The organism is Pseudomonas sp. 29 (genome assembly GCF_002754355.1).
In the GTDB taxonomy this organism is placed as follows: Bacteria; Pseudomonadota; Gammaproteobacteria; order Pseudomonadales; family Pseudomonadaceae; genus Aquipseudomonas; species Aquipseudomonas neuropathica.
This window is the reverse complement of sequence record NZ_PEEY01000001.1, coordinates 1,926,115-1,945,763: the sequence shown is the minus strand read 5'-3', so window position 1 is coordinate 1,945,763 and position 19,649 is coordinate 1,926,115. Positions and strand designations below refer to the sequence as shown.

At 58.8% G+C, this 19,649-nt stretch carries 20 protein-coding genes; 18 read left to right on the top strand and 2 right to left on the bottom strand.

Features of this window, described 5'->3' with window-relative positions; genetic code table 11:
• The first annotated feature begins 119 nt into the window (after positions 1-119).
• The 5 genes from rplU to CLU80_RS09020 all read left to right on the top strand — a co-directional run bounded on the left by rplU (position 120) and on the right by CLU80_RS09020 (position 3,863).
• A complete protein-coding gene (rplU, locus tag CLU80_RS09040; RefSeq protein WP_003176051.1) occupies positions 120-434 on the top strand; it encodes a 50S ribosomal protein L21 in 315 nt (104 codons plus the stop codon).
• Between the two features lie 34 nt (positions 435-468).
• Positions 469-726: a 50S ribosomal protein L27 gene (rpmA, locus tag CLU80_RS09035; protein WP_003176049.1), complete on the top strand. Its 258-nt coding sequence runs from the start codon at positions 469-471 to the stop codon at positions 724-726.
• Positions 727-919: 193 nt separating this feature from the next.
• Positions 920-2,143 carry an Obg family GTPase CgtA gene (gene cgtA, locus CLU80_RS09030; protein ID WP_093434800.1) on the top strand — a complete coding sequence of 408 codons (1,224 nt, stop codon included), beginning with the start codon at positions 920-922 and terminating at the stop codon, positions 2,141-2,143.
• 123 nt (positions 2,144-2,266) lie between these two features.
• Positions 2,267-3,385, top strand: coding sequence for a glutamate 5-kinase (gene proB / locus CLU80_RS09025; RefSeq protein WP_099757225.1), 1,119 nt, complete (start codon positions 2,267-2,269; stop codon positions 3,383-3,385).
• A 10-nt stretch (positions 3,386-3,395) separates the two neighbouring features.
• On the top strand, positions 3,396-3,863 hold the full coding sequence (locus tag CLU80_RS09020; RefSeq protein WP_007909822.1) for a CreA family protein: 468 nt from the start codon (positions 3,396-3,398) through the stop codon (positions 3,861-3,863).
• 211 nt (positions 3,864-4,074) lie between these two features.
• On the opposite strand, the gene rpsT is transcribed toward CLU80_RS09020, so the two are convergent.
• The gene (rpsT, locus tag CLU80_RS09015; protein WP_003228351.1) at positions 4,075-4,347 is read right to left on the bottom strand and encodes a 30S ribosomal protein S20; all 273 of its coding nucleotides are present in this window, start codon (positions 4,345-4,347) and stop codon (positions 4,075-4,077) included.
• Positions 4,348-4,599: 252 nt separating this feature from the next.
• Between rpsT and murJ the strand changes: the two genes are divergently transcribed.
• The 6 genes from murJ (at position 4,600) to ispH (ending at position 12,097) form a co-directional block, all read left to right on the top strand.
• Positions 4,600-6,138: a murein biosynthesis integral membrane protein MurJ gene (gene murJ / locus CLU80_RS09005; protein ID WP_099757224.1), complete on the top strand. Its 1,539-nt coding sequence runs from the start codon at positions 4,600-4,602 to the stop codon at positions 6,136-6,138.
• A 129-nt stretch (positions 6,139-6,267) separates the two neighbouring features.
• Entirely contained in the window at positions 6,268-7,206 is a 939-nt protein-coding gene (gene ribF, locus CLU80_RS09000) for a bifunctional riboflavin kinase/FAD synthetase (RefSeq protein WP_174244482.1), read from the top strand.
• Positions 7,207-7,219: 13 nt separating this feature from the next.
• Positions 7,220-10,051, top strand: a complete 2,832-nt coding sequence (ileS, locus tag CLU80_RS08995) for an isoleucine--tRNA ligase (RefSeq protein WP_093434808.1) — start codon at positions 7,220-7,222, stop codon at positions 10,049-10,051.
• Positions 10,044-10,556 carry a signal peptidase II gene (gene lspA, locus CLU80_RS08990; protein ID WP_007909836.1) on the top strand — a complete coding sequence of 171 codons (513 nt, stop codon included), beginning with the start codon at positions 10,044-10,046 and terminating at the stop codon, positions 10,554-10,556. The genes ileS and lspA overlap by 8 nt, the downstream gene beginning before the upstream one ends.
• A gap of 7 nt (positions 10,557-10,563) precedes the next feature.
• Entirely contained in the window at positions 10,564-11,001 is a 438-nt protein-coding gene (gene fkpB, locus CLU80_RS08985; RefSeq protein WP_175559621.1) for an FKBP-type peptidyl-prolyl cis-trans isomerase, read from the top strand.
• A 151-nt stretch (positions 11,002-11,152) separates the two neighbouring features.
• Positions 11,153-12,097, top strand: coding sequence for a 4-hydroxy-3-methylbut-2-enyl diphosphate reductase (gene ispH, locus CLU80_RS08975; protein ID WP_093434814.1), 945 nt, complete (start codon positions 11,153-11,155; stop codon positions 12,095-12,097).
• On the opposite strand, the gene CLU80_RS08970 is transcribed toward ispH, so the two are convergent.
• Positions 12,069-12,623 (bottom strand): GspH/FimT family pseudopilin, encoded by a 555-nt coding sequence (locus tag CLU80_RS08970; RefSeq protein WP_099757223.1) that lies wholly within the window; start codon positions 12,621-12,623, stop codon positions 12,069-12,071. The two genes, ispH and CLU80_RS08970, sit on opposite strands and share 29 nt — an antisense overlap.
• A gap of 130 nt (positions 12,624-12,753) precedes the next feature.
• Here CLU80_RS08970 and CLU80_RS08965 point away from each other — a divergent pair, with 130 nt between their 5' ends.
• Genes CLU80_RS08965 through thiO form a run of 7 tightly spaced genes read left to right on the top strand, consistent with a single transcriptional unit; the run spans position 12,754 to position 19,525 of the window.
• Positions 12,754-13,227 carry a GspH/FimT family pseudopilin gene (locus tag CLU80_RS08965; RefSeq protein ID WP_099757222.1) on the top strand — a complete coding sequence of 158 codons (474 nt, stop codon included), beginning with the start codon at positions 12,754-12,756 and terminating at the stop codon, positions 13,225-13,227.
• Positions 13,224-13,673 carry a type IV pilus modification protein PilV gene (gene pilV / locus CLU80_RS08960; RefSeq protein WP_093434821.1) on the top strand — a complete coding sequence of 150 codons (450 nt, stop codon included), beginning with the start codon at positions 13,224-13,226 and terminating at the stop codon, positions 13,671-13,673. Before CLU80_RS08965 ends, pilV begins: the two co-directional genes overlap by 4 nt.
• Complete coding sequence (locus CLU80_RS08955; RefSeq protein WP_099757221.1) at positions 13,670-14,383, top strand: PilW family protein; 714 nt, start codon at positions 13,670-13,672, stop codon at positions 14,381-14,383. Before pilV ends, CLU80_RS08955 begins: the two co-directional genes overlap by 4 nt.
• Before the next feature lie 11 nt (positions 14,384-14,394).
• Positions 14,395-14,874, top strand: coding sequence for a pilus assembly PilX family protein (locus tag CLU80_RS08950; RefSeq protein WP_099757220.1), 480 nt, complete (start codon positions 14,395-14,397; stop codon positions 14,872-14,874).
• Entirely contained in the window at positions 14,861-17,950 is a 3,090-nt protein-coding gene (locus CLU80_RS08945; protein ID WP_099757219.1) for a pilus assembly protein, read from the top strand. Before CLU80_RS08950 ends, CLU80_RS08945 begins: the two co-directional genes overlap by 14 nt.
• Before the next feature lie 15 nt (positions 17,951-17,965).
• On the top strand, positions 17,966-18,367 hold the full coding sequence (locus CLU80_RS08940; RefSeq protein ID WP_034153860.1) for a type IV pilin protein: 402 nt from the start codon (positions 17,966-17,968) through the stop codon (positions 18,365-18,367).
• Positions 18,368-18,424: 57 nt separating this feature from the next.
• Positions 18,425-19,525, top strand: coding sequence for a glycine oxidase ThiO (gene thiO, locus CLU80_RS08935; RefSeq protein ID WP_099757218.1), 1,101 nt, complete (start codon positions 18,425-18,427; stop codon positions 19,523-19,525).
• Positions 19,526-19,649: the final 124 nt, after the last annotated feature.

The following is a 19,649-nucleotide window of genomic DNA, read 5'->3' as shown; positions in this document are numbered from 1 at the left end:
ACTTCCTGGGCAGCACCTGCCTTACGCAATTGCAACGGGCCTTCCAGCCTTATGCAGCCATGCCAGCCAATACCTCTTCTTATAAAGAGCTGGGTGAGCAGGATTATCGGAGAAATACCATGTCTTATGCAGTAATCGTTACTGGCGGCAAGCAGTACAAAGTCGCCCCGGGTGAATACCTGAAGATCGAAAAACTGGAAATCGCTACCGGCGAATCCGTTACCTTTGATCGCGTTCTGTTGGTTGCCAATGGCGACGACGTGAATATCGGCGCTCCAGTTGTTGCTGGCGCTACCGTTGTGGCTGAAGTGATCTCCCAAGGTCGTCACGATAAAGTCCGCATCATCAAGTTCCGTCGCCGTAAGCACCACATGAAGCGTATGGGCCACCGCCAGTGGTACACCGAGATCAAAATCACCGGTATTCAGGCTTAATTTCAGCCTAATTCCTCACTAGGAGAATTGACTCATGGCACACAAAAAAGCTGGTGGTAGTACCCGTAACGGTCGCGACTCAGAAGCCAAACGCCTTGGCGTTAAGATGTATGGCGGCCAGAAAATCATTCCGGGCAACATCATCGTGCGTCAGCGCGGCACCCAATTCCACGCTGGCTACGGCGTTGGCATGGGTAAGGATCACACCCTCTTCGCGAAAATCGAAGGCGTGATCAAGTTTGAAGTAAAAGGCGCGTTCAACCGCCGTTACGTGAGCGTTGTCGCAGCTTAATTGCGCGATCGCTGGAAAAGCCCTGTCTCGCGACGGGGCTTTTTCGTTTGTGGGGTGAGTCTCTTGCAAAACTGTTTGTATGGGCTGTCGGCGTGCGATGCAGGTCGTGTTTTGGGGTCGCTGCGCTCATTTTTGCAAGAGTCTTATGTCTTGATTGTTTTTCGGCTCGTCCGTACGGCGAGAGGCGTTGGTTATGAAGTTTGTTGATGAAGTATCGATTCGCGTAAAGGCTGGTGACGGCGGCAATGGCGCCATGAGTTTCCGTCGGGAAAAATTCATCGAAAACGGTGGCCCGAACGGCGGTGATGGCGGTGACGGCGGTTCCATCTACATGATGGCTGACGAAAACCTCAACACCCTGGTCGACTACCGTTACACCCGGCACTTCGATGCCGAGCGTGGCTCCAATGGCGGCAGCACCGACTGCACCGGCAAGAAGGGCGAAGACCTGATCCTGCGCGTGCCGGTCGGCACCACGGTGATCGACTCTGCTACTCAGGAAGTGATTGGCGACCTGACCAAGGCTGGCCAGAAACTGATGGTAGTGCAGGGTGGTTGGCACGGTCTGGGTAACACCCGTTTCAAATCCAGTACCAACCGGGCGCCGCGTCAGACCACACCGGGTAAGCCGGGTGAGCAGCGCGACCTGAAACTGGAAATGAAAGTACTGGCTGACGTCGGTCTGCTGGGCTTGCCGAACGCCGGTAAAAGTACCTTTATCCGTTCGGTCTCGGCCGCCAAGCCGAAAGTGGCTGACTATCCGTTCACCACGCTGGTGCCGAACCTGGGTGTGGTCAGCGTCGATCGCTGGAAGAGCTTCGTCATTGCCGATATTCCGGGTCTGATCGAAGGCGCTTCCGACGGTGCTGGCCTGGGCATTCGCTTCCTCAAGCACTTGGCGCGTACGCGTCTGTTGCTGCACCTCGTCGACATGGCGCCGCTGGATGATTCCAGCGCGCCGGATGCCGCTGAAGTGATCGTCAACGAACTGATCAAGTTCAGCCCGTCCCTGGCCGAGCGTGATCGCTGGCTGGTGCTGAACAAGTGCGACCAGATCCTTGAAGAAGAGCACGAAGAGCGCGTCAAGGAAATCGTTGATCGCCTCGAGTGGACCGGTCCGGTCTATGTGATCTCGGCGATCGCCAAGATCGGTACCGAGCGTCTGTGTCACGACATCATGCGTTACATGGAAGATCGTGCCGATCGCTTGGCCAATGACCCGGCTTACAAGGAAGAGCTGGCCGATCTCGATCAGCGCATCGAAGACGAAGCGCGCGCGCAACTGCAGGCGCTGGATGACAAGCGTGCCCTGCGTCGCAGCGGCGTGAAGTCGGTCCATGACATCGGCGACGATGATTGGGACGAAGAAGATGTGGATGACGAAGACGGTCCGGAAATCATTTACGTGCGTGACTGATTCGTTGCAGTAAACTTAAGCGCCGCTCAATCGAGCGGCGTTTTAGTATCTGGAAATCGCAAGTCACAAATAACGTCATGGGCGGCGCTGGGTCGCGTTGCCCTCAAGCTAAGGTTGAAGATGATGCGGAGCAAGGTGACAGGTGCGCAGCGTTGGGTCGTGAAGATCGGCAGCGCTTTGCTGACAGCTGATGGCAAAGGGCTGGATCGCGCGGCAATGAGTGTCTGGGTGGAGCAGATGGTGGCCTTGCATGAGGCTGGCGTCGAGTTGGTGCTGGTGTCCTCCGGGGCGGTAGCGGCCGGCATGAGTCGTTTGGGCTGGACCGCACGACCCAGTGCGATGCACGAGCTCCAGGCAGCCGCTGCGATTGGTCAGATGGGTCTGGTGCAGGCGTGGGAATCGAGTTTCGCCGAGCATGGCCGGCACACTGCGCAGATTCTCCTGACTCACGACGATTTGTCCGACCGCAAGCGCTACCTCAACGCCCGCAGCACTTTGCGCGCATTGGTCGACCTGAAAGTCATCCCGGTGATCAACGAAAACGACACCGTGGTCACCGACGAAATCCGCTTTGGCGACAACGACACCCTGGCGGCGCTGGTGGCTAACCTGGTCGAGGCGGATTTGCTGGTGATCCTGACCGACCGCGATGGCATGTTTGACGCCGATCCGCGCAATAATCCCGAGGCGCAGCTGATTTACGAAGCGCGCGCCGATGATCCGAGTCTCGATGCGGTAGCGGGTGGTACGGGCGGTGCGCTGGGGCGTGGCGGTATGCAGACCAAGTTGCGAGCGGCCCGACTGGCTGCGCGTTCCGGTGCGCACACCATCATTGTCGGTGGGCGTCTTGAGCGCGTGCTTGATCGCCTGAAGGCGGGTGAGCGCATCGGCACGTTGCTGTCGCCTGAGCGCGGCATGCTCGCGGCGCGCAAGCAATGGCTGGCCGGGCATCTGCAGACTCGTGGCACGTTGGTGTTGGATGAGGGGGCAGTGTCGGCGTTGTCCAAGGGCAATAAAAGTTTGCTGCCGGTAGGTGTGAAGTTGGTGCAGGGCAGTTTCCGTCGCGGCGAGATGGTCGTCTGCGTGGCGCCCGATGGTCGTGAGATTGCTCGTGGCCTGGCTAACTACAGTGCGCTGGAAGCACAAAAAATCATCGGTCAGTCGTCGGATGCGATTGTCGGTTTGCTCGGTTACATGGCGGAGCCTGAACTGGTTCACCGTGACAACCTGATTCTGGTCTAAGGAAAATTCGATGCGTTTAGCGAAAGGATTGTTGGGCTTGCTGATGGCGATGCCATTGCTGGCCTCGGCCGAGGAAATCGGTCAGGTGTCGACGGTGTTCAAGTTTGTCGGTCCGAACGACCGCATTGTGGTCGAGGCTTTCGATGATCCGAAAGTTGAGGGGGTGACCTGCTACCTGTCGCGCGCCAAGACGGGCGGTGTGAAGGGTGGTCTGGGTCTGGCTGAAGATCGCGCAGAAGCGTCGATCGCTTGCCGTCAGGTCGGCCCGATCAAGTTCAAAGGTGATCTGAAGGATGGCGATGAGGTGTTCAAGGAGCGCACTTCGCTGGTATTCAAGACCATGCAGGTGGTGCGATTCCTGGACAAGAAGCGCAATACGCTGGTGTATCTGGTCTACAGCGATCGCTTGATCGAAGGCAGTCCGCAGAATGCCGTGACCGCGATCCCGATCCTGCCGTGGGTACCCGTCCAGCAATAACACCGCAAAACCACTGTAGGAGTGAGCCTGCTCCGGGCGGCGTTCCGACGATAGCGGCTAGTCAGATATGTATTTGCTGACTGACACGCCGCCATCGTCGGAACGCCGCCCGGAGCAGGCTCACTCCTACATTTTTTTTTGCGCTGGATTTGCTAAATCACAGGCAATAAAAAACCGACCCTAAGGTCGGTTTTTTAATGACTACGTCGGATTAAGCAGCTTCTTTCAGCGCTTTGACGTGGCCATTCAGGCGGCTCTTATGGCGAGCCGCCTTGTTCTTGTGGATGATGCCTTTATCGGCCATACGGTCGATAACTGGCACAGCCAGAACGTATGCAGCTTGAGCTTTTTCAGCGTCTTTTGCGTCGATGGCTTTAACTACATTCTTGATGTAGGTGCGAACCATGGAACGCAGGCTGGCGTTGTGGCTGCGACGCTTCTCAGCCTGTTTTGCACGTTTTTTGGCGGAAGGTGAGTTGGCCACCGTCGAGCTCCTCGAAAGACTTTTTAGGAAATAGCAAACAAAATAGGCCGCGAATCATGCCGATGAGTTGAAGTCTTGTCAAGGGCACTTGAAACGTTCCGCTAAGTGGTAGGTATAAAGAGGCGGGATATTTATTTCCGGCGCTTGACCTGTAAACTCGCGAGCTTTGGCTCTGTGCTGCTGCGGCGCGGAGTATCGCACAAGTAGGCGCTTTGTTCGCCTGCTGTTTATCGACAGGCACAAATTCCCTCAATGAATCTGCTCAAATCGTTGGCCGCCGTCAGCTCTATCACGATGCTTTCCCGGATACTGGGCTTTGTTCGTGACACGCTGATTGCCCGTACATTCGGCGCCGGGATGGCGACGGATGCCTTCTTTATTGCCTTCAAACTGCCCAATCTGCTGCGGCGGATCTTCGCCGAGGGCGCTTTCTCGCAGGCATTCGTGCCGATTCTGGCCGAATACAAAAGCCAGCAGGGCGAAGAGGCGACGCGCACGTTCATTGCCTACGTATCGGGCTTGCTGACGTTGGTGCTGGCGGTTGTCACTGCGCTGGGCATGATCGCCGCGCCTTGGGTGATCTGGGCCACCGCGCCCGGTTTTACCGATACGCCGGAAAAATTCCAGCTCACCTCCGATCTGTTGCGGGTGACCTTCCCTTATATATTGCTGATATCCCTGTCATCGCTGGCCGGGGCGATCCTCAATACCTGGAACCGTTTCTCAGTGCCGGCCTTTGTGCCAACGTTGCTCAACGTCAGCATGATTGTGTTTTCGCTGTTCCTCACGCCGTACTTCGATCCGCCGGTCATGGCATTGGGTTGGGCGGTCTTGGTCGGCGGTCTGGCGCAGTTGCTCTATCAACTGCCGCACCTGAAAAAGATCGGCATGCTGGTGCTGCCGCGTCTGAATCTGCGTGATACCGGTGTCTGGCGCGTGATGAAGCAGATGCTGCCGGCGATTCTCGGTGTCTCGGTCAGCCAGATTTCGCTGATCATCAACACGATTTTCGCCTCATTTCTGGTCGCGGGTTCGGTGTCGTGGATGTATTACGCCGACCGCTTGATGGAATTGCCATCCGGTGTGCTTGGCGTGGCATTGGGGACAATTTTGCTGCCGACGCTGGCAAAAACCTACGCGAGCAAGGATCGCCACGAATATTCGCGGATTCTCGATTGGGGCCTGCGTCTGTGCTTTGTGCTGGTGCTGCCCTGTGCGCTGGCGCTGGGAATTCTCGCTGAGCCTCTGACTGTTTCGCTGTTCCAGTACGGTCAATTCAGTGGTTTCGACGCTGAAATGACTCAGCGCGCACTGATTGCCTATTCTGTCGGTCTGCTCGGGATTATCGTGATCAAGGTGCTGGCGCCGGGCTTCTATGCGCAGCAGAACATCCGTACCCCGGTGAAAATCGCAATATTCACTCTGGTGTGCACGCAGTTGTTCAACTTGATGTTGATCGGCCCGCTGGCTCATGCCGGTCTGGCCTTGGCGATCAGCGCCGGTGCCTGCCTGAATGCCGGGTTGCTGTTCTATCAACTGCGCAAGCAGCAGATGTATCAGCCGCAACCGGGTTGGGCCAAGTTCGCCTTCAAGCTTGTGGTCGCGGTGGCGGTGATGTCGGCGGTGTTACTGGTTGGCATGCATTTCATGCCGGCGTGGGACCAAGGGCACATGCTTGAGCGCTTCCTGCGTCTGGGCGCATTGGTCGCGGCGGGCGTGGTCGCCTATTTCGGTATGTTGCTGCTGCTTGGTTTCCGTTTGCGCGACTTCAATCGCAAGGCCTTGAGTTAAGGTTTTACCCTTTATAAACAGGCGCGGGCCGGCAGTTTTGTCGGCTCGTTCACTTTGCGTTACGGTGTTGCCTGTCGTCGACCGTCGGGTGTGGTTATAATCGACCACTTTATGAGCAAGAAGCGCGTTATGCAGCTGGTTCGAGGCCTCCACAACTTGCGCCCCCAGCATCGGGGCTGCGTCGCCACTATTGGCAACTTTGACGGTGTTCACCGTGGTCACCAGGCTATCCTGGCCCGACTGCGTGAGCGTGCGCTCGAGTTGGGCGTACCCAGCTGCGTGGTGATTTTCGAGCCGCAGCCACGGGAATTCTTTGCCCCCGAGACCGCGCCGGCGCGTCTGGCCCGCTTGCGCGACAAGCTGCAATTGCTGGCTGCCGAAGGCGTCGACCGGGTGTTGTGCCTGGCGTTCAACCAGCGCTTGAGCAAGCTCAGCGCCAGCGAGTTCGTCGACACCATCCTCGTTGATGGTCTCGGCGTGCAGCATCTGGAAGTCGGTGACGACTTCCGCTTCGGTTGCGACCGCCTCGGCGATTTCGACTTCCTGCTGCAGGCCGGGCAGATGCACGGTTTTACCGTCGAAGCCGCGCAAACCGTCGAGCTGGACGGCATTCGCGTCAGCAGTACGCAGGTGCGTAATGCATTGGCTGCCGCCGATTTTGCCCTGGCCGAACGTTTGCTCGGTCGCCCGTACCGCATTGCCGGTCGCGTGCTGCATGGCCAGAAACTGGCCCGGCAACTGGGTACGCCCACTGCCAACATTCAACTCAAACGTCGTCGCGTGCCGTTCACAGGTGTGTACCTGGTGAATGTCGATATCGACGGCAAGACCTGGCCCGGTGTCGCCAATATCGGCGTACGACCCACGGTACAAGGTGATGGCAAGGCCCACCTTGAAGTCCATCTTCTAGATTTTGCCGGCGATCTGTATGACCGGCGTTTGACGGTGGTTTTCCACCAAAAGCTGCGTGAAGAGCAGCGCTTCGCCTCCCTGGAGGCATTGAAAACGGCGATCAATGCGGATGTCGCCACCGCCCGTGCACTAGCCGCACCTAGCGCCCATCGCTAATGAAGAGCCTTAAATGACCGACTATAAAGCCACGCTTAACCTTCCGGACACCGCCTTCCCAATGAAGGCCGGCCTGCCACAGCGCGAACCGCAGATCCTGCAGCGCTGGGACAGTATTGGCCTGTACGGAAAGTTGCGCGAGATTGGCAAGGATCGTCCGAAGTTCGTTCTGCACGACGGTCCTCCGTATGCCAACGGCACGATCCACATCGGTCACGCACTGAACAAGATTCTCAAGGACATGATCATCCGCTCGAAGACCCTGTCGGGCTTCGACGCGCCGTACGTTCCGGGTTGGGACTGCCACGGCCTGCCGATCGAGCACAAGGTTGAAGTGACCCACGGCAAGAATCTGGGCGCGGACAAGACCCGCGAACTGTGCCGTGCCTACGCCACCGAGCAGATCGAAGGGCAGAAGTCCGAATTCATCCGTCTCGGCGTGCTGGGCGATTGGGCCAACCCGTACAAGACCATGGATTTCAAGAACGAGGCTGGTGAAATTCGCGCCCTCGCTGAAATCGTCAAGGGCGGTTTCGTGTTCAAGGGCCTCAAGCCTGTGAACTGGTGCTTCGACTGCGGTTCGGCCCTGGCTGAAGCGGAAGTCGAGTACGAGACCAAAAAGTCCTCGACCATCGACGTCGCCTTCCCGATCGCTGACGAAGCCCAACTGGCTGCCGCGTTCGGTCTGCCGTCGCTGGGCAAACCTGCCTCGATCGTGATCTGGACCACCACCCCGTGGACCATCCCGGCCAACCAGGCGCTCAACGTTCACCCGGAATTCAACTACGCGTTGGTCGACATCGGCGACAAGCTGCTGGTACTGGCTGAAGAGCTGGTCGAAGCCTGCCTGACGCGCTATGGCGTCGAAGGCTCGGTCATCGCCACCACCACCGGTAAACAGCTGGAACTGATCAACTTCCGTCATCCGTTCTATGACCGTCTGTCGCCGGTGTATCTGGCTGACTACGTCGAACTGGGCGCTGGTACCGGCGTGGTTCACTCCGCTCCGGCCTACGGCGTGGATGACTTCGTGACCTGCAAGAAGTACGGCATGGTTAACGACGACATCCTTAATCCAGTGCAGAGCAACGGCGTGTACGTGCCGTCGCTGGAATTCTTCGGCGGCCAGTTCATCTGGAAGGCCAACCCGGCCATCGTCGACAAACTGACCGAAGTCGGTGCGCTGCTGCATACTACTGTCATCGAACACAGCTACATGCACTGCTGGCGCCACAAGACCCCGCTGATCTACCGCGCCACCGCGCAGTGGTTCATCGGCATGGACAAAGAGCCAACCAGCGGTGACACCCTGCGTGTGCGCTCGCTCAAAGCCATCGAAGACACCAAATTCGTTCCGGCCTGGGGCCAGGCGCGTCTGCACTCGATGATCGCCAACCGTCCGGACTGGTGCATCTCGCGTCAGCGCAACTGGGGCGTGCCGATCCCGTTCTTCCTCAACAAGGAAAGCGGCGAACTGCACCCACGCACCGTCGAGCTGATGGAAGAAGTGGCCAAGCGCGTTGAAGTCGAAGGTATCGAAGCCTGGTTCAAGATGGACGCTGCCGAGTTGCTCGGCGACGAAGCGCCGCTGTACGACAAGATCAGCGACACCCTCGACGTCTGGTTCGATTCGGGCACCACGCACTGGCACGTCCTGCGCGGTTCGCACCCGATGGGTCACGAGAGCGGCCCGCGTGCCGACCTGTACCTGGAAGGTTCCGACCAACACCGTGGCTGGTTCCACTCGTCGCTGCTGACCGGTTGCGCCATCGACAACCACGCGCCGTACCGCGAACTGCTGACCCACGGTTTCACCGTCGACGAAGCCGGCCGCAAGATGTCCAAGTCGCTGGGTAACGTGATCGCGCCGCAGAAAGTCAACGACACTCTGGGCGCCGACATCATGCGTCTGTGGGTTGCTTCGACTGACTACTCCGGTGAAATGGCGGTTTCCGATCAGATCCTGCAACGCAGTGCGGACGCTTATCGTCGTATCCGAAACACCGCGCGCTTCCTGCTTTCGAACCTGAGCGGTTTCAACCCGGCTACCGACATCCTGCCGGCTGAAGAAATGCTCGCGCTGGATCGTTGGGCGGTCGACCGCACCTTGCTGCTGCAACGTGAGCTGCAAGAGCACTACGGCGAATACCGTTTCTGGAACGTTTACTCGAAGATCCACAACTTCTGCGTGCAGGAGCTGGGCGGTTTCTACCTCGACATCATCAAGGACCGTCAGTACACCACTGGCGCCAACAGCAAGGCCCGCCGCTCGGCGCAAACCGCGCTGTTCCACATCTCCGAAGCGCTGGTGCGCTGGATCGCGCCGATCCTCGCCTTCACCGCCGACGAACTGTGGGAATACCTGCCGGGCGAGCGTAACGAATCGGTCATGCTCAACACCTGGTACGAAGGTCTGACCGAACTGCCGGCCGACGTTGAACTGGGCCGCGACTACTGGGAACGCGTGATGGCGGTCAAAGTAGCGGTCAACAAAGAAATGGAGATCCAGCGCGCAGCGAAAGCTGTCGGTGGCAACCTGCAAGCCGAAGTGACGCTGTACGCCGAAGACGCCCTGAGCGCCGATCTGGCCAAGCTGAGCAACGAACTGCGCTTTGTATTGATCACTTCGACAGCCAGCGTTGCGCCGTTCGTACAGGCTCCGGCCGATGCAGTAGTGACTGAAGTCAGCGGCCTGAAGCTGAAGATCGTCAAATCGGCCTTCCCGAAATGCGCCCGTTGCTGGCACTGCCGTGAAGACGTCGGTGTGAATCCGGAGCATCCGGAAATCTGCGGTCGTTGCGTCGACAACATCAGCGGCGCTGGCGAGGTTCGTCACTATGCCTAATGCCGTTGGCCGTTTTGGACGGTTGAGCTGGCTGTGGTTGAGTTTGCTGGTTCTGGTCATCGACCAGGCCAGCAAGTTCTACTTCGAAGGCAAGCTCGAAATGTTCCAGCAGATCGTGATCATTCCTGATTACTTCAGCTGGACCCTGGCTTACAACACCGGCGCGGCGTTCAGCTTCCTGGCGGACAGCTCCGGCTGGCAGCGCTGGTTGTTCGCCCTGATCGCGATTGTGGTCAGTGCGGTGCTGGTGGTCTGGCTCAAGCGCCTGGGCCGCAACGAAACCTGGCTGGCCGTCGCTTTGGCGCTGGTGCTGGGTGGCGCGCTGGGCAATCTGTATGACCGCATTGCCTTGGGCCATGTGATCGATTTCATTCTGGTGCACTGGCAGAACCGCTGGTACTTCCCGGCGTTCAACTTCGCCGACAGCGCCATCACTGTTGGTGCGGTGATGCTGGCACTGGATATGTTCAAAAGTAAAAAGACCGGAGAAGCCGTTCATGACTGAACAGGTATTGGCTGAGCAACGCATCGGCCAGAACACGGAAGTCACCTTGCACTTTGCATTGCGCCTGGAGAACGGCGACACCGTCGACAGTACGTTCGACAAAGCCCCGGCGACCTTCAAGGTCGGCGACGGCAACCTGCTGCCGGGTTTCGAAGCGGCGCTGTTCGGCTTCAAGGCCGGCGACAAGCGCACGCTGACCGTCGAGCCGGAAAACGCCTTCGGTCAGCCGAACCCGCAGAACGTACAGATCATTCCGCGTTCGCAGTTCGTCGATATGGAGTTGTCACCGGGTTTGCTGGTGATCTTCAATGACGCGGCCAATACTGAGCTGCCGGGTGTGGTGAAAGAGTTCGACGACACGCAAGTGACCATCGACTTCAACCACCCGCTGTCGGGCAAGACGCTGACCTTTGACGTGGAAATCATCAACGTTAAAGCGCTGTAACTGACTGTATAAGGTCAAATGTGGGAGCGAGCTTGCTCGCGAAACCGGTGTGTCAGCTAACAGAGATGTTGAAGGTGACGCCCCCTTCGCGAGTAAGCTCGCTCCTACAGTGGTTTTTCATTGTTTTCGCGCGCAAGACACGAGGCACAGCATGCAAATCAAACTCGCCAACCCCCGTGGCTTCTGCGCTGGCGTGGACCGGGCGATCGAAATCGTCAACCGCGCCCTGGAAGTCTTCGGGCCGCCGATCTACGTGCGTCACGAAGTAGTGCACAACAAGTTCGTCGTGGAAGACCTGCGCAGCCGCGGGGCGATCTTCGTCGAAGAGCTGGATCAGGTGCCGGACGACGTTATCGTGATCTTCAGTGCTCACGGCGTATCCCAGGCCGTACGCACCGAAGCCGCCGGCCGTGGCCTGAAAGTGTTCGACGCCACCTGCCCTCTGGTGACCAAGGTGCACATTGAGGTGGCTAAATACAGCCGCGATGGCCGTGAGTGCATTCTGATCGGCCACGCCGGACACCCGGAAGTCGAAGGCACCATGGGTCAGTACGACGGCAGCAATGGCGGCGCGATTTACCTCGTCGAAGACGAGAATGACGTCGCCGAGTTGCAGGTGCAGAACCCGGATAAACTGGCTTTCGTGACCCAGACCACGCTGTCGATGGACGACACCAGTCGCGTCATCGATGCATTGCGCACGCGCTTCCCGGCCATCGGCGGTCCGCGCAAGGACGACATCTGCTACGCCACGCAAAACCGTCAGGACGCGGTCAAGCAACTGGCCGACGAGTGCGACGTGGTGCTGGTAGTTGGCAGCCCGAACAGCTCCAACTCCAACCGTCTGCGTGAGCTTGCTGAGCGCATGGCCACACCGGCCTACCTGATTGACGGCGCGGAAGACCTGCAAAAGAGCTGGTTCGATGGCGTTGAGCGTATCGGCATCACCGCCGGTGCCTCCGCGCCGGAAGTACTGGTGCGTGGCGTGATTCAGCAACTGCAGGCTTGGGGTGCCACCGGTGCCGATGAGCTGGCCGGTCGCGAAGAGAACATCACGTTCTCGATGCCTAAAGAGCTGCGCGTGCGTTCGATCTGACACGCTGGTTTTTGTGGCACAGCGCCTGCTCAGTCTCTTGGCCGTTCAGGCGTACACGGCCGGTCGCCGCCAGTACTATCTGACGCTGGCTGACCGGCTCGCGAGCCGAGCAGACATGTAATGTCCCTGCCTGAAATGCCCGCCCGGGCATCAGCGGTTGCCCCAGACTGCTGAAACGTACGTAACGACTCACCGACCAATTGCCGACAATTGGCACCTGCGTGTCGCTCACACTTTCTTGTAGCAGTGGATTGTTGCTGTCTTTCTGCCCCTTGCCGCTGATATCCAGAATGATCCGCCAGCCCTGACTCCAGTCGCCGTTGATGCCATGAATCACCACGCTCTGATTGCGCGTGATGGCCAGTGTGCGGGCGTTGCGAAGGCCATCGAGCAGCGATTGCGCCGCTTGATCCCGATGGTTCGATTCTTTGAGCGCGGCAAACGCCGGACTGACCAGCAGCAGAACAATTGCGCCAATCGCCAGTCCCATAAGCAGTTCTATCAGGCTGAAACCCTGTTGCGGCATGAAAAATCCCTCCGTGGAGTGTGATGAACGGCGCGCTCCGTGCGCCGGGCAGGGCAAATCAACCGACGCGGGCCGGTTGAATGTTCTAGCGTGTAGAAGCAGGTATAGCCGACGGCAACGGAGGGCATCGATGGATCTTCGTACAAAAGGTTTCACGCTGATCGAGTTGTTGGTTGCGATCGCGATCTTCGTGATTCTGATCACCCTGGCGGTGCCGGCATTCACCCGTTCGGTTCAGGGCAGCAAGGCCGACACCGAAATGGGCGACCTGCAGCGGGCGATCAATTTCGCCAGGCTCGAGGCCATCGACCGTGGTACGACGCTGCGCTTGCGTCCAACCGCTGGTGGCAGCGTCTGGACCGGTGAGTTGTCGGTTTACGACAGTACTGGCACTTCGGCCAATGTGTTGCGGGTTGTTCCCGCGATGAGCAGTGGCGCAACTCTGACGCTACCCTCAGGAGTGACCGCACTGGATTTCAATAACCTCGGTGGTCTGGCAGCGCCGTCGACGGCGGTGACCATCAGTTACACGTTGGGAACGCAAAGCAGGACGCTGAACGTGTGTTTGAACGGACGAATTCAATTGGGTGGAACTTGCGGATGAGGGTAGGGAGTCAACACGCACAGCAGGGCATGACGCTGATCGAGGTGCTGGTCGCGTTGCTGATACTGACGGTCGGGTTGCTGGGCGCGGCGGCCGTGCAACTGAATGCGCTGAAGTACACCGACAGCTCACGGATGACCAGTCAGGCCAGTTTCATCGCCTACGACATGATGGACCGCATCCGCGCCAACTCCGGCGCTGACTACACTGTCACACCGCCGACCTCGGGCAATCTGAGCGTTGCCCGCGATCAAGACCTCTACGACTTCTCCACCAATATCAGCAATTTCGGCGGGCCGACGGCCACCGGTAGCATCAGCCTCAATCAGCGCGTTTACACCATCACCATCAACTGGAGCGATGCGCGGGCAGCCAACACCGCCAGCGCTCAACGCAGTTTTGTCCTGAGCAGTCGCGCCGCAGTCGATCCGGTGGCCACACCATGAGGCGCCATCAACGTGGTTTCGGCCTGATCGAATTGCTCATCGCCCTGGCACTGGGCCTCATCGTGGTGCTGGGTGTGGTGCAGATTTTCATCGCGGCGAAAAACACCTACGTCAGCCAGAACAGCGCCGCGGCGATGCAGGAAGACGCGCGTTTTGTGCTGAGCAAAATGATTCAGGAAATTCGCATGGTCGGGATGTTCGGATGTCTCGGCACGATTACGGACTCCAGTTCGGCGGGGGATTTCAATGCGTCGCAGATAGCGCCGATCAACTGGGATAACGCCAACCTGAAACTGACGCTGGTGACCGCCGATATTGGCAGCGGCGGCGGCACGCCGACCTGGACGGTGGTTTCCGATTGCCGCAACAGCGCCACGGCGTATACGGGGTTACGAGCGGCGGCGAGCGGGCAGATCGCCTTCCCGATCCGACGTCTGATCTACAGCTTCAGCAACAACCAGATTCTCATGGGCACCGGCAGCGGCACACCGACCCAGCAGGTGCTGGTGAACAACGTTAGTGCTTTCAACGTGACGTTTGGTCTGGCCAGTTCGGCGACGGATGTGGCGGCCTCGACATACAGCGCCAACCCCAGTGACCCGGCACGCATTCGCAGTGTGCGCCTGAGCCTGACCCTCACCGACCCCAACAGCCGGGTCGCCACGCAAACCTTCAACGTGGTTGCCGCTTTGCGCAACCGCTTGCCGTGAGGACCGTGGCGATGCGGATTTCTCTTCATGACCGGCAAGCACAACGTGGCATGGCGCTGCTGGTCAGTCTGGTGTTTTTGTTGTTGCTGACGTTGATAGGCCTGTCGTCGATGCAGAGTGCCAACCTGCAGGAAAAAATGGCCGGCAGCGTGAGTCTGCGTAATCAGTCGTTTCAAACGGCCGAGGCGGCGTTGCGGGTCGGGGAGAGTGCGGTTCAGCTTGATACCTACACCTTGGCGGTGTGCAGCGGCACGACGCAATGCGCACCGCCCGCGGAATCTTCGGTGGTCAGTGCGGCGGGGCTGAATTCAACTTCGGGTGTGACTTGGATCGCTTCCGGTAATGGTTTCTATGGTGTGCAGAATATTGGCACCACGCTCACGGCAGTGAACGTACCGAGTAACACTTCGGCGACGTTGTATCGGGTCACCGCCGTTGGTATTGCCGGCACTTCGCGCAGTGTGGTGGAGAGTGTCTATGCGAAGTATTGAGCGGTGTGGATCGCTGTTGCTAGGCCTGTTGCTGAGCTTGTATCTGGCGTCGCCGGCCTACGCATTTACGCCTTCCGATTCACCGCTGTTGAGTGCGGCGGCGGTACCACCCAACGTCATGCTGCTGATCGACGATTCGGGGAGTATGAACAGCATCATTTATGCGTCCGGATTCGATCCGACGGTTGATCGCACGCCGGCCCGGCAATGTAACGCGTTTCTCGGGTTATGCACCCCTCTGAACGCGCCAACGATCACAGGCGATCCTGTGTTTTTATCAAGCCTTCCGACCTCCGGGTGTTCGGGTGGCGCGTACGCGTTTTACAACAACAGTGTCGCGCCACTGTGTCTGAAACTGCCGGACCCTGTGGGTGGCGGCAACACGCGATATACAGGCGATTACATTTCCTACGTCGTCAGTCTGGCCATCAACAATGGCACGCGCGATTTCACCACAGGGGCGATTCCCAACGACTACCGAATCAACGTCGCGCGTAACGTGTCGACGGCGCTGGTCACCAGCAATCGCACTTTGCGTATTGGCCTGTCGACTTTCAACCCAGTCACCAACAACGACTCTGGTAATGGCGGTTATATCGCCCGCTCGATCAGCGACTTGGCGCCGGTGTCCGGGAGCGTCACGCAGGCGCAGGCAGACACCAACTACAACGCGCTGATCTCATCGATCAATGGTTTGAGTGCCGTGGCCAACACCCCGTTGGCAGAAACCTACTATGAAATCACCCGCTACATGCGCGGCATGGCGCCGTACTACAACAGCACGCCCGCGACCTACACCAGTCCGATCCAGTACCGCTGCCAGAAAAATTATGGCGTGGTGATAACCGATGGCTTGCCGACCTTCGACCGAACCTTTCCGAGTAACGACCCATTGGGCGGCAGTCGGTTACCGAACTGGGACGGTGTCAGCAATGACGGCAACAACCTCTTTGGCGACAAAGAAGGGGATACGTTGTATCTGGATGACATCGCCAAGTTCGCCTTCGATATCGACATGCGCTCGACCGGTACCGACGCGGCGGGCAAGAGTTGGAACGCGGTGGATTTTCCCAAGCAGAATATGAACACCTATACCGTGGGCTTCACCGCCGACAATGACATGCTGTCGGACGCGGCCAGTTACGGGCAGGGCAGGTATTACCAGGCGACTGACAGCACCGGGCTCAACGCCGCGTTGTCGTCGGCCCTGAGTGATATCACCTCCAAGGCCGGTTCCGGCGGTAGTGGTGTCACCAGCGGCACCACACTGGCGAGCGGCACCAGTTACTTTCAGACCAGTTACGACCCCAAGGATTGGCGCGGTACGATCAAGTCCTTCGGCTTCAATGCATCCGGAGCGGTGAATACCTCTGCGGTGCTCTGGACCACTGACACCACTATCGTACCGAGTGCGACCGCACCGACCTATCAGTCGTGGAACACTACAAGCAACGCCGCCGTTGCCCTGGCCTACGGTAATTTCTCCGCGCCCCAGCAAACGACACTCAGCCAAGGCCTGCCCACCGGCATCTCCGGCAGTGATCTGCTGGAGTGGAGCAAAGGCACCAACAAGACCGGGCTCAAAGTGCGTAGCGTGTTGCTCGGCGACATCATCAACTCGCCGTTGGTGCTGGCCTCACCGACGGACAAGACAGCCTCCGATCTGTCGGGCGACACCACGTACACCGCTTACCTGACCACCAAAGCGGCAAACATGAATGCCAGTCTGGTGGTGAACGCCAACGACGGTTTCGTCAACGTCATCAACTCGGCCAACGGCACTCGACGTTACGCCTACATGCCGTCCAGCGTATTGCCGTCGCTGCGGCTGATTGCCGATCCGAACTACATCAACGGTGTCAGCCACAAGTTTCTGGTCGACGGCCAGGTCGGCGTGTATGACGCCCAGCTCAATAGCGCATGGAAAACCCTGGCCATCGGCGGAACCGGTGCCGGAGGCAAGACGTTCTACGCGCTGCAACTGTTCGACGCTTCGGCGGGTAACGTTTTGCGTGCGTTGTGGGAGGTCAGTGCGCCGGCGACTGCAAGCACCGCCAACGCTTTCAATGATCTGGGTTATGCCTACGCACGCCCGGAAGTGGCACGCTTGGCCGATGGTCGCTGGGCGGCTTTCATTGCCAATGGCTACGGCAGCAACTCCGGCGTGGCAGCGTTGTATGTGCTGGACGTACGTGATGGTTCGCTGATCAAGAAAATCGTCATCGACAGCACGGAAACCACCAATGGCTTGTCGTCGGTAAAACTCAAGGTCAATTCTTCGAACGTGGTGCAGGCCGCTTATGGCGGCGACTTGAAAGGGCGTCTGTGGAAATTCGATCTGAGCGCGACATCGACGGATAGCTGGGGCGTGGCATTTTCCGGCAAGCCGCTGTTCACGACGGCGGGTGGGGCGACTCAACCGATCACCGCGCAACCGCTGCTGGCGGACAACGCGCTTGGCGGCAAACAGATTTTCGTCGGTACCGGTAAATTCAACGAGACGGCTGACAAGACCAACAAGGATTTGCAGGCGTTCTATTCGGTGTGGGATGCCGATGGCGGTTCCGGGCAGCTCACCGTCAGCAGTTTGCAGGCGCAGGCGGTTACTGGCGTGTTCTCCGGCAGTAGCGGGCAGTTTGTGACAACGACGCAGAACGACACGACCTATCCAGGAGAGAAGGGCTGGTACTTGCCCTTGGTGTATAACAACGCGCTGATCGGTGAGCGCGTGATCAATCAGGCCAGTCTGGTGCTTGGGCGAATCGTCTTCACCACCGCCAGCGTCGATACCACCGATCCCTGTTCCAGTTTCGGAACCGGCAAAGTGGCCGAGCTCGATGCGTTCAGCGGTAAGATGCTCAGCTATGCGGTGTTCGATACCAACGGGGATGGAGTGGTTGACAGCAGCGACACGATTTCCAGTGGTGTGATATTTACCGGTGGCATTCCGACCCTGAACGCCATCGTCAACGGCGCAACACGCAAAATTTTTAACGATTCCAGCGGTAACATCACTACCTTGGTGGAAAAGGGCGGCGGTGGCAGCCGTCGTATCATGTGGCGACAAATACAGTAAGTGAGAGTTTGAGGCATGCGCAGATTCAACCGAGGTTTCACCCTGATCGAAATCATGATCGTGATTGCGATCATCGGGATCGTCATCACCATCGCCGCACCGAGCTATACCGAGTACCTGAAAAAGGGCCGTCGCGCAGAAGTGGTGTCTTTGCTCTCCGAACAGGCGCAGACCCTCGAGCGCTTCTACACCCGAAACAATACCTACACCAATGTCACCGGACTCAGCACGGGCAATGATTTCTACACCATCACCCCGACCATCGCTGACCAGACCTTCCTGCTGACCGCTACCCGCAAAACGGGTACGTCCATGGCCACCGACAAGTGCGGGGATTTCACCCTGACCAACACCGGTGTCCGCAGTATGAACAACGCGACCACCGGGCTGACCACCAAGGATTGCTGGGGCCGCTGAGGCGCTTTCTTTCGGGTGCCTTTTGCGCCCACTGTCTTTTTTACGGTTGGATCAAACATGACCAGGCAACAGCAAGTGGTGATTGTCGGTGGCGGGGTGATTGGCCTGCTGACCGCCTACAACCTCGCCTCCGAAGTAAGCAGCGTGGTGCTGCTCGATCGCTCGAACCTCGGCCAGGAATCGTCCTGGGCGGGCGGCGGTATCGTTTCGCCGTTGTATCCGTGGCGCTATAGCCCGGCGGTTACCGCACTGGCGCACTGGTCGCAGGACTTTTATCCACAGCTCGGCGAGCGTTTGTTTGCCGACACTGGCGTTGATCCTGAAGTGCACACCACCGGCCTGTACTGGCTGGATCTGGACGATGAAGCCGAAGCACTGGCTTGGGCCGAGCGGGAAAACCGTCCGCTGCGGGCTGTGGATATCTCGGCGGCACATGATGCGGTGCCGGTGCTCGGTGGCGGGTTCGCGCGGGCGATCTACATGGCTGATGTCGCCAACGTGCGCAATCCGCGTCTGGTGAAGTCGCTGAAAGCGGCGTTGCAGGCACTGCCGAACGTGACGATTCACGAACAGTGCGAGGTCAGCGGATTCGTCCGTGAGGGCGCGCAGGTCGTCGGCGTCGAAACCTCCAACGGCGTGATCAAAGGTGATCAGGTCGTGCTGACGGCCGGTGCGTGGAGCGGTGATTTGCTCAAGACGCTGGACCTGACGCTGCCGGTCGAACCGGTCAAAGGGCAGATGATTCTCTACAAGTGCGCGGCGGATTTTCTGCCGAGCATGGTCTTGGCCAAGGGCCGTTATGCGATCCCGCGTCGCGACGGCCACATTCTGATTGGCAGCACGCTGGAGCACGAAGGCTACGACAAGACGCCGACCGATGTGGCGCTGGAAAGTCTCAAGGCTTCGGCAGTGGAGTTATTGCCAGCGTTGGCCGATGCCGAAGTGATCGGGCACTGGGCAGGGCTGCGTCCGGGCTCGCCGGAGGGCATTCCCTACATTGGCCGGGTGCCGGGGTTTGACGGGTTGTGGTTGAACTGCGGGCATTACCGCAATGGACTGGTGCTGGCGCCGGCGTCGTGTCAGTTGTTTGCCGATGTGATGCTGGGAAGGACGCCGATTATTGATCCGGCGCCGTATGCGCCCGAGGGCCGGATCTAGTCTGATATTTCTTCAGCGATCGGATGGCCGTCATCGCGAGCAGGCTCACTCCTACAATGGATCTCCGGTTAACTCACATTTTGTGAACACCCTAGATCCCTGTAGGAGCGAGCCTGCTCGCGAA